16 protein-coding genes are annotated in these 9,688 nt (G+C 31.1%); 12 read left to right on the top strand and 4 right to left on the bottom strand.

What is annotated here, in order from left to right:
• The 9 genes from FOT98_RS28345 to FOT98_RS28300 all read left to right on the top strand — a co-directional run.
• On the top strand, window positions 1-795 hold a 795-nt coding region (locus FOT98_RS28345), incomplete at its 5' end, for a topoisomerase C-terminal repeat-containing protein (RefSeq protein ID WP_260851145.1).
• Window positions 796-1,223: 428 nt separating this feature from the next.
• Entirely contained in the window at window positions 1,224-1,868 is a 645-nt protein-coding gene (locus FOT98_RS28335; protein ID WP_000758800.1) for a thermonuclease family protein, read from the top strand.
• A 33-nt stretch (window positions 1,869-1,901) separates the two neighbouring features.
• Window positions 1,902-2,102 (top strand): hypothetical protein, encoded by a 201-nt coding sequence (locus tag FOT98_RS28330; RefSeq protein WP_001014122.1) that lies wholly within the window; start codon window positions 1,902-1,904, stop codon window positions 2,100-2,102.
• A 76-nt stretch (window positions 2,103-2,178) separates the two neighbouring features.
• A complete protein-coding gene (locus FOT98_RS28325; protein ID WP_000081049.1) occupies window positions 2,179-2,466 on the top strand; it encodes a hypothetical protein in 288 nt (95 codons plus the stop codon).
• Between the two features lie 76 nt (window positions 2,467-2,542).
• Window positions 2,543-2,971, top strand: a complete 429-nt coding sequence (locus tag FOT98_RS28320; RefSeq protein WP_000454804.1) for a disulfide oxidoreductase — start codon at window positions 2,543-2,545, stop codon at window positions 2,969-2,971.
• 86 nt (window positions 2,972-3,057) lie between these two features.
• Window positions 3,058-3,351: an ArsR/SmtB family transcription factor gene (locus FOT98_RS28315; RefSeq protein WP_000210388.1), complete on the top strand. Its 294-nt coding sequence runs from the start codon at window positions 3,058-3,060 to the stop codon at window positions 3,349-3,351.
• Between the two features lie 23 nt (window positions 3,352-3,374).
• Window positions 3,375-4,022 carry a hypothetical protein gene (locus tag FOT98_RS28310; protein ID WP_000770066.1) on the top strand — a complete coding sequence of 216 codons (648 nt, stop codon included), beginning with the start codon at window positions 3,375-3,377 and terminating at the stop codon, window positions 4,020-4,022.
• Between the two features lie 104 nt (window positions 4,023-4,126).
• Entirely contained in the window at window positions 4,127-4,606 is a 480-nt protein-coding gene (locus FOT98_RS28305) for a macro domain-containing protein (RefSeq protein WP_001263216.1), read from the top strand.
• A gap of 53 nt (window positions 4,607-4,659) precedes the next feature.
• A complete protein-coding gene (locus FOT98_RS28300; protein ID WP_000884658.1) occupies window positions 4,660-5,007 on the top strand; it encodes a helix-turn-helix domain-containing protein in 348 nt (115 codons plus the stop codon).
• A gap of 828 nt (window positions 5,008-5,835) precedes the next feature.
• Here FOT98_RS28300 and hfq read toward each other — a convergent pair.
• The 3 genes from hfq to FOT98_RS28285 all read right to left on the bottom strand — a co-directional run bounded on the left by hfq (window position 5,836) and on the right by FOT98_RS28285 (window position 7,399).
• Window positions 5,836-6,021 carry an RNA chaperone Hfq gene (hfq, locus tag FOT98_RS28295; protein ID WP_000557405.1) on the bottom strand — a complete coding sequence of 62 codons (186 nt, stop codon included), beginning with the start codon at window positions 6,019-6,021 and terminating at the stop codon, window positions 5,836-5,838.
• A 155-nt stretch (window positions 6,022-6,176) separates the two neighbouring features.
• Window positions 6,177-6,308: a hypothetical protein gene (locus tag FOT98_RS28290; protein WP_000750880.1), complete on the bottom strand. Its 132-nt coding sequence runs from the start codon at window positions 6,306-6,308 to the stop codon at window positions 6,177-6,179.
• Complete coding sequence (locus FOT98_RS28285; RefSeq protein ID WP_000637333.1) at window positions 6,305-7,399, bottom strand: Rap family tetratricopeptide repeat protein; 1,095 nt, start codon at window positions 7,397-7,399, stop codon at window positions 6,305-6,307. Before FOT98_RS28285 ends, FOT98_RS28290 begins: the two co-directional genes overlap by 4 nt.
• A 428-nt stretch (window positions 7,400-7,827) precedes the next feature.
• Here FOT98_RS28285 and FOT98_RS28280 point away from each other — a divergent pair, with 428 nt between their 5' ends.
• The 3 genes from FOT98_RS28280 (at window position 7,828) to FOT98_RS32600 (ending at window position 9,396) form a co-directional block, all read left to right on the top strand.
• Entirely contained in the window at window positions 7,828-8,220 is a 393-nt protein-coding gene (locus FOT98_RS28280) for a hypothetical protein (RefSeq protein WP_000055814.1), read from the top strand.
• Between the two features lie 278 nt (window positions 8,221-8,498).
• Window positions 8,499-8,894 carry a hypothetical protein gene (locus FOT98_RS28275; protein ID WP_000549612.1) on the top strand — a complete coding sequence of 132 codons (396 nt, stop codon included), beginning with the start codon at window positions 8,499-8,501 and terminating at the stop codon, window positions 8,892-8,894.
• A gap of 358 nt (window positions 8,895-9,252) precedes the next feature.
• Window positions 9,253-9,396, top strand: coding sequence for a hypothetical protein (locus tag FOT98_RS32600; RefSeq protein ID WP_002018033.1), 144 nt, complete (start codon window positions 9,253-9,255; stop codon window positions 9,394-9,396).
• 70 nt (window positions 9,397-9,466) lie between these two features.
• Here the strand turns inward: FOT98_RS32600 and FOT98_RS28270 are convergent.
• Window positions 9,467-9,688 (bottom strand): tyrosine-type recombinase/integrase (locus tag FOT98_RS28270; RefSeq protein WP_144291194.1); only part of this gene is annotated, 222 nt, incomplete at its 5' end.

The raw sequence follows: 9,688 nt of genomic DNA, 5'->3' as shown, positions 1-9,688 counted from the left end.
TGTGGAAATGGAATAATTTTAGATAGAGGGAAATTTTTCGGGTGTAGCAATCATCCAAACTGTAACATTGGATTACCCAAAAGAATAAAAGAAAAAACAATTCCTGCAGCACAAATTAAAAAACTGTTTGAAGAAAATAAAACGGACATTATAAAAGGATTTAAATCTAATGGCAAAGAGTTTTCTGCTTATCTAGCATTTTTTAACGGTGAAGTCAGCTTTAATTTACCTTCAGTTGAAGAATTATCGCTAGGTCAGTGTCCAAAGTGTCAAAAAGGACAAATCTTAAACCGTAAAACGTTTTTTGGGTGCTCAGAATATCAAAACGGATGCGATTTTATGTTGCCGGCTAAAATTAAAGGCAAGAAATTATCCGATAGCCAGATTAAAAAGCTAGTTAATAACAATGTAACAGACTTCATTAGTGGTTTTAGTGGGGGAAAAGGAGAATTCACAGCTGCGATTCGATTAAACCCGGATCTTAGTATTTGTTTTGAATTTCCAACTACAGATGATCGTACAGTAGGTAAATGCCCATTATGCCAGAGTAGAGTCATAATAGGGAAAACAAACTATCTATGCGAACAATACAAGAAGGGCTGTGATTTCATTGTTTCAGGAATGATACTTGAAAAAAGAATTACAGCTAGTCAAATAAAAAAATTATTAGAAAAGAATATGACGGATACAATAAAAGGATTTATATCGAAAAAAACAGGGAAATCATTCGATGCGAAATTAACATATGACTCTTCACAGAAGAGAGTCTCGTTTATATATGAGAAGAAGAAATAATATCGCAAAATCTTAAATTTCATATATAAAATTAATTAGAACTATGATATGATAAAAGTAACAAAATACTTCTAAAACTATCTTGCAAAAGGACACACCTACGCATACATATGCCATAGGTGTGTCCTTTTTTATTTGTTTTTGAAATTTCAAGACTCAAAAGGGGGATATATATTGTGTACCACTAGTATAGCATCTACTAATGTTTCTTTTGAAAAATTGAAAAGTCAGGAAGAGAATGAAGAAAATATAGTTTCAATATGTCCAAATTGCAAGAAACGCTCATTTAGAGCGCTTTATAATGATTATCCAAAATGGATACAGTTTTGCCTATGTTGTAATAATCGAGAAGTAAATACAATAGAGAGTCCGTTTGTTTATTAGACGCAGCTATTTACGTATTTTGATTAGGAGGAAGAAATTTCGATATGAAAAAATGGATTAAGGCTATTTGTATAACATCATTCGTATTTCAAATTGCAGCATGCAGCAATTCGACGCAAACAAAAAATGATTCAAGACCTGCCCAAGCAGTACAAAACGGGATACAACAGCACGTGGAAGGGAAAGGTATTGTTGATATTCCAGAAGCTTATAAGGGGAAAATAAGGGGCTTAGAGACTGTTAAAGGAAAGGTATTACATATAAAGGACGGAGATACGATAGACGTGAATGTAAAGGGGCAGAAACAGACGGTAAGGTTACTGTTATTAGATACCCCTGAGTCTGTATCTCAAAAAATTCCACCACAAAAGATGGGGAAAGAAGCCTCTTCTTTTTTAAAGAAACAGCTAGAAGGGAAAAAGGTAACCTTAGTTTATGATCGGGGACCAAAAGAAGACAAATTCGGTAGAAAATTGGCGTATGTATTTTGTGATGGAATACACATCAACGAATTAATGGTCAAGTCGGGTTATGGGATTATAGCCTATATTTCTAGACCCAATACTACATTTCTACCTGAAATGCTAGAAGCAGAAAACAAAGCAAAAGAATCGAAAGCTGGCGTGTGGAGCATTAAAGGATTTGTAGATGAAAAGAACCGGCATTATAACCGTAATGATGCAGCTTAATATCAATACTTATTCAAAAAGGAGGTTTCCTGAATGAATGGGAACAAAAGAAACATGCTCTTATCTTTTTTTATTTCTACTTTCTTTATTTTTTTGAGTCTATTTCCATTTAGTGGTAATGAATATGTATATGTTATATCAAAAATTGGAGCTGCAGCTGGTGCAATAAATATTGTCATGATGAGTGTGTTCTTATATTTTCAAAGCAAAAAAATGAAACATCTCTTAAATTAATACGGCAAAAGCGCTTGTTTTCCTTACTCGCATACAAAAGAAAGGGGTAAGGAAAACCGAAAGGAGAATGTTTTAGATGAGTCAAATGCCAGGGTTCTTGAAGTTTGTTTTAGCAAAGGAAAGACGATATGTATATTTGGCTGTAGCAGAAAAGAAAAACAAACGAGTGAAAACACATATTGTATATAGATTCGGCCCACTAGAAAAAGCATTAGAAACCATGTATGGAATGCGTGACAATTTTGAGAATCGCTTTCCACCAGAGTTGAAAGATAAGGGGTATGACTGGGAAGATCTAAATGATTGGATACTATCCATTGAAACCGGTTATTCCAAATACGGAAATAAGTTAGTGACATTCTAAATAGATAATTGAGATAATATCACATCCTTATTTAAAACCCTTTAATGCAACTAAACTCGTGTGAGGAGAACGTAAAATGGAATGGATTCGTAAGTACCACATTGCATTTGCTTGGACGATAGCTACTAGTGCAATGTTAATTAGTTTGTTTTTTAGTGAATGGATGAAGCTGCCGCCATGTGATTTGTGCTGGTACCAAAGAATGGCCATGTATCCATTAGTATTTATATTGGGGATAGGAATGTATAGAAGAGATCCGCATGTCAGCACGTATGCATTTCCATTTGCGTGTATGGGTTTGATTTTATCTGTATATCAAATTACAATTCAAGCGTTTCCTATTAGGGAGATGAAGACTTGTTCAGTAGGAGTTTCTTGTACAGAGGATTACTTAAATTTATTCGGTTTCATCTCAATACCTATGCTATCTTTTATTGGATTTTTAGCCATCATAATACTTCTATATATTAAATCTGATACAGAGACAAAAGAACAAACAATATAACAGTTATGAACAATGTAATCAAGTAAAAAAACATACTTAAAAATAGATAATTAAAACAAAAAGAAATTATAAAAGGAGAAATTAAAATGACAACTATGCAAGCAAGTAATGAAATGTACAAGATCCCAGAGGCGGATGTAGAATTATTAAAGATTATGGCCCATCCAGTTAGATTACAAATCGTGAAGGAGCTAGAACACCGCAAAATTTGTAATGTAACACAATTAACAGAGCTATTAGATGTCCCTCAATCTACCGTATCTCAGCATTTATCTAAAATGCGCGGGAAAATTTTGCGTTCTGAAAGAAGAGGGTTAGAGATGTACTACTATATTGCTAACTCTAAAGCATGTCAAATTGTGAGCGTGTTAAATTTATAGAAATATATTAATGGGGTGATTGTATGAAATTAAAAACATATAACGAAATTCATATAGAAACTATAAATGAAGAAATTAGTCGTTTAAAAAGAGAAATAAAAGGAACATGGGTATTTTTCGGAAGCGTTCAAATCATGTTAGTTATCTTATTATATTTCGGCAGGGAATTGTTTGATCAGTTGTATATTTCAGGAATCTTGTTATTTGACACTTGTTTTCTTATTTATAATGTAGCGGGAACATTAATTGTGAGAAATGTAATTTTCGATTTGAAGAGAAAAATAGTAAATTTACAAGAAAACAATTTTGACACTACTAATGAATTCAATAAAAATGGAACAGGAACAACGAGCGCTGCTGTTTATGTGAATAAACGAAGTAAAAGTGATGGAAATAAAGTAGATGAAGAGAGTAAGAGACGTGTATTTAATCAAAATAGCAACGTCATTATTAATTCTTCTCAGCCTACAAACACTGAATCTAGAAAACAAGGAAACGCAGAGATAAAGAAAAAGAAAATTGTATCTAATGATGATACAAGTAATACGACACAAGTTGCATTAGGTGTAGCACTAAGCGTTGCTACAACAACTTCAGCATTCCAAAACGATACTACTAGCTTGGGATGTGGCTCTTCTGGTGATGGTGGAGGAGACTGTGGTGGTTTTTAATTAAATCATTATATCTTTTTAGATGTTTATAATAATACATAAAAAACAGGCACAGTCTCAACTGATTTTATAGATTACTACTAAAGTCGAAGGGTGGTTATAAATTGAGGGTCTTCATAGAAAATGGTGATATTACAAATTATTGCGATAAAGTAGATGTAATAGTTAACGCTTGGAATAGAAACTTCATACCAGGATTTTTATTAATTGCTTCAGGTGTTTCGAGAACAATATTTAAAAAGGCTGGTAAGAGCGTGTATGAAGAAGTAAGGAGAAAAGGTCCCTTAAAAATAGGAGAGGCAGTTATTACTTCGTCTGGATTTTTAGATTGTAAAGCTATCATACACGTCGCTGGTATAAATGCATTTTGGAAAGCTTCAGAGTATTCAATTAGGGAGTCTACTAGAAACGCTTTGCAATTATTAATTAAAGAGAACTATAAGTCAATAGCAATTCCGCTAATAGGAAGTGGATCCGGTGGATATAAGAAAGAGAAATGTATAGCATTTATTAAAGAAGAATGCGAGAAGTTCCAAAAATATAGTGTTAATGTATTTATTGTTAATTATGAGAGTGACAAGTAGTAATCCACTTAAATGTATTTGGGTTAGAAATAAGTAAAGTCGGTGATTAATTAATGCTAGATAAAAAAGCAATTGGAAAACGAATTGAACAGATTAAAAGTTCTCATATCCCGCCTTTAAGCCTTGTTGAATTAGGAGCAAAACTTAAAAATAAAAAAGGGTTATCGATTCCAAAAGGGACAGTAAATTCATGGATTAGAGGTCTAAGCTTACCATCGATAGAAATTGTCCAGCAGCTTGCACTTATAGGAGATGTAACACCAGAGTGGATTTATACAGGGACAGAGATACTTAAATTAAAATGCGAAGACTGTAAAAGTGATTTGATAATTGAATCGAATAATATTGTATTATGTATTCAATGCAGTACAAAATTTAAATTGAGTAAACATGTAGGCTAAATTACTTAGATATTAGACTTAATAAAGAAGAATGCAGATTATATAACTGTATTCTTTTTTATTAATATGCACTATATTAGCTAGGAGATTAAAAGGTTTCGTTATTTTCGAAAGTAACAATTTAATCTTCTTAAATTAATACAATATATAAGTGAAGATATAAAAATACAGCTGTGTTTTGTCTGCTGATACTAGTGGACAAAAAAAGAGATATTATCGATTGGGCAAAAAACCCTGGAATAAGGGTAAAAACACACAAGAAGAAATGTAATTCACTAGATTTATAAAGGAAACTATGAGGATACAAATGAAATAGGGGCAGTTATGCCAGGCTGCCCCTATTTCATTTGTGATTTTGCATTTATTGTGCGAATTTAGTATAGCAAATATTTTTCTTCTATATCAAATAAAAAAAGCCTGTATACACAGGCCAAATTTAGGTAGATAGATATAGAAACTAAAAATAGTCACATGTACATTTTATATAAATACAATTGTTATAACAAGAACAATCTATATAAAGTAAAAGAATCCCCTACATGATAAATGGTTCTTTTAAAAGGATTAAAGAGCAGTTGTGTATGACTCATTATCATTTTATATTTAATAGTAAGAATATAAAATCTTGTTTTTGTTTCTCAATATGTTTCGTTTGTTTTTATATTATAATATAAGTAATTCTTTTTATTTATGTATCTCTCTTTATATTTTCCTGGGTTGAATCCTTTTATTAAGGATTCTTTTTTTGTTGCTTCGTACATTAAGATAATTCAAATTCACTTTTAAAGTTGAACATATAAATAACGAAACACCGGAGTTCAAAATCATTTAAATAGCAACCGTTGAAATCGCCTGCTTATAAAGGAATTGTTGTTTACCATTATTGGAGATCAGTACTGAAAATTTATCCGTAGCCATAATGATTCCAGGTACTCTAACACCGTTTATTAGGAATACTGTTACTACTCTTTGTTCCTCTATTAATTTTTTGTAAAAACCTTCTTGTGTATGCATTAATAGTTTTCTCCTTTTTAAAAATAGTTATTATATGGGAGGGATAAAAAACAAAAGTCCTCACAATGAAGTGAAGACCCTTGTTTTTTTATCATCCGCCAGTATATCCGTGAGCATATTGTACAATTTTACCCTCGTTGAATTAAATTACAACCTTAACCACCATGATTTCCGTGTGCATATTGAACAACATCAATAGCTTTATGTGTTTCTGTAGGGGATTGGGCACCAAACATTAAAGTAAAAATAGTAATTACACCAACTAAACCGAAAATTGTTTTTTTCATTTTAATGCCTCCTTCTCAAAAGCTTTTTTTCCTGCTTGAGAACATGAATAGAAATAATGACTTGCTTTAACATGATTATTTTCTTTATAAAATGCAGTAGCAAGGCATTCTTCATACTCTTTAATGTATTCGAAAAGTTCTTGCTCTTTAAAATATGATACGCCTTCTAACACTGTCCTTTCAAGTGCTTCGGCAGGAAAATCTCCATTCATTGTATCTAATATTTTAAAATGGTGCAGATACTCTATATTTTCAACCTCTTCACAAACGGAATGTCCTTTTGCTATGAGATCTTTTGCAACGGAGTGATTTCCTTCTTTCATATGTTCCCTTGCCTCAATAAATAATGCTTTATAATTGTTAGGCATTTTTTGATTTACTTCTGAAAGATATCTAATAGCTAATGGCGAAAGGTTTTGAGTAGCATACATTAACCCTAAATTTTGACGCACCATTAAAATAAATTGCTCTTCGTCTATTTTTTGGAACATATCCATTGCTTTCGTGAAATATTCTTCAGCGAGTTCCCATTCTCTCAAATGAGTACAAGCTAAGCCTATAAGGTTATCACAAAAAGCGACATTAATCTCATACCCAGCATGTTGAGCAAAGATTTCCCTTGCCTCTGATACTTTTTGATAAGATAAGAGCCCTTGATATATATCATAATGAAAAGCTCCAACTTTATAATAAAATTCCGCTTTTTCCAATTCATCAGGAATGCAGTCTAAAAGTTTTTCTGCGTTTTCATAACTCTCTTTTGCGATTTGATATTCTCCAATAGTAGAGGCATGAATTCCTTTGAAAAAGTGATAATAATAAGCTAAGAAATTATCTGTAGGCATATCAAAAGCTTCAACTTTGTCAAAACTGCTTTTTGAAACGCTTAAATTATCAATTACAAATTGATATCTAAAATCTAGTAGTGAGTAGTAGAGCAATAAATTCTGATCCTCTTCAATACTATGAATCTTAGTATCAATTATTTCTTTTAATTGATGAGCATTACCTATACGTCTTGAGCGGATTTCAAGATACCAATCGTTTAGTAGCTTTGTAATTTCATTGTTTCCATTAGTTGAAACAATCATCATATATTCCCCCATCCTATAGAGTATCCTATTTATTACCATCATAGCAGAAAAGTAGGATTTATTAAGTGATTTTAACATATTTATCAATAAAATTCTGAATAAAAAGTTAATTTGTTTATTATAGAACAAAGCAACAATAAACTTCATTAAGTTCATTGTTGTTTTTCGTATATATAAATTATATAATTTATATGGGTATCATTTTATAATCAAGGATAGAAAAGGGTTAAGGATAAATAATGATTATAAGATTTAATAGGGAGTATAATTGTTAATGTGCATAAGTAGTGAGGGGTATAAGTGAAAATGAATTTTAAATTGAAATAGTTTGCTAGAGACTAATACTTACAGTAATAAGGAATTTAAAAAAACAAAAATGTATTTAAGAATTTGTTAGATGTTTAACATATAAAGGAGGCTAAATGATGAGTTTGAATCATTTACTTGAAAATGCAATTCTAATCTCTAAGGACCCTAATTCAAAAATGGAGAAATCTAATGGTTTATACCATTTACCTACATTCATTTGTTTATTATGGGAGACCATATTTACATTAAATTATTATATGGGTAATAGTATCTTAAGTATAGGAGGTTCAATGCCCCCACTAATTGTATTACTTTTAACTATTGGTGTAGGTATTGCGACATTCATTTTCACAATAATTGTTGCGATAAAAGGTTATGTTTATTCTTATACAAAAGAAGTTCCGCTTGATATGTACATTTTCAAATCTATTTTAGGATTAATTTTTATTTGTATGCCAATTTTTTTAGTGCAAGGTTTTGAATTATATATAGATTTCTTAATAGGGTAATACCGATTCGTTAGTTTATAAAAGGCATTTGAAAAGAAGTTGCTGGCATGTGGTACCTTCTTTTCATTTTTGGATAGTTATAAACAAAAGTTTATAATTGTTATATATAAATTATATAATTAATTTATAGATTATTTTACAATTAACGCTCTGAAAGGAGGAGTGTCGAGATGAATATTAATAAGTTATAAGTGAAGAAGAAGCAATTTAACTCAGTAAAGAAAGAATTGTAGAAGTAAGAGAGAAGTGATTTTCATAACTGGGAAGGGATAAATATAATGCATAAATCTAATGAAAAAACCAATGCAAATGTTATAGTGTGTTTTTTTGTAACTATTATTACAATTATAATTGTGTGGTTTGTTTTTCCAGCAATACAGTCAGCTATGACAGAATATGAAATTGAAGAAGAGACAGTAAAAAAAGGAAGGTTAGTACAGGCGAAGGTTATTGATAAAAAATTTATCGAAGGCGATCCTGGAAATCCTCTTATGGGTGATACAGGTTCTCCAGACAAACACCTTATTACGTTATATGCACATGAAAAGATGCGAATTATAGACGTGAAAAGTGATGTTTTTAACCAAATTGATGTAGGTAATGAAATAAAGGCTTATGAATATAAAGAACGTATAACAATAGAACAAGAAAAGAGAAAAAGTGGTTGGGATTAAGGGCAATTGCTCTAAGTGAATATGAAAATTTCACCTTTATTTAGTTAAGGGGGGATAGAAAATTTGAACGGTGATTTATCGCGGTTACATATATAATACATAATATAATGATATAATGTATTATATAAAAATTTAATACGTTTAGTTTACATAAATTGAAATGGGGCGGAACAAGGATGAAAAAGAGTTTACTTGAAAAGATTTTAAGTGCATTATCAAATAATATACCTGCTAAGGGGCTTTCAAATTACTTATACCAACAAATTCAACAGTTAACATCACAAAAGGATATTGAAGCTTTTCAGCTAATTTACAAGAACGAGTCAAGAATATTGAGTCAGCATCTCAATTCGAATTAGTGAATTTAGGCACAGCACTATATGCGGCGTTTTCAGCTGATAGAGAATATAAAAAGGGTTGGATTGTAGATGCTTATTGGGAAGTGTACAATAAATGTAATTCAGCCAATCAAGCTGTATTAACTGGTGTTTCAGGCTGGTAAGATTTTTATCGTAGAGTAATAAATTCAACAGTAAAAAAACAGGATACTTCCTTAAGGAAGTATCCTGTTTTTATTCAAATTGTCTTTTTTCTAATCGATCAATAGCTTCACGTTTCTTCTCGTTATTAATATTTGTATAAATACTAGTCACCTCAACAGAGGTATGGCCAAGTTGATCGCGTAATAATACTAGGTCCTTATTTTCTTTATAATGATTTGTAGCATAGGTATGTCGTAGTTTATGAGGACTGCGTTTTTCATCAAATGCACTTGTATATTTATCTACTAAATT

The sequence above is a fragment of the Bacillus sp. HY001 genome (genome assembly GCF_007558965.1).
GTDB classification, from domain to species: Bacteria; Bacillota; Bacilli; order Bacillales; family Bacillaceae_G; genus Bacillus_A; species Bacillus_A mobilis.
Note: the sequence above shows the minus strand (reverse complement) of the source record. Positions and strands in the feature narration are given on the sequence as shown.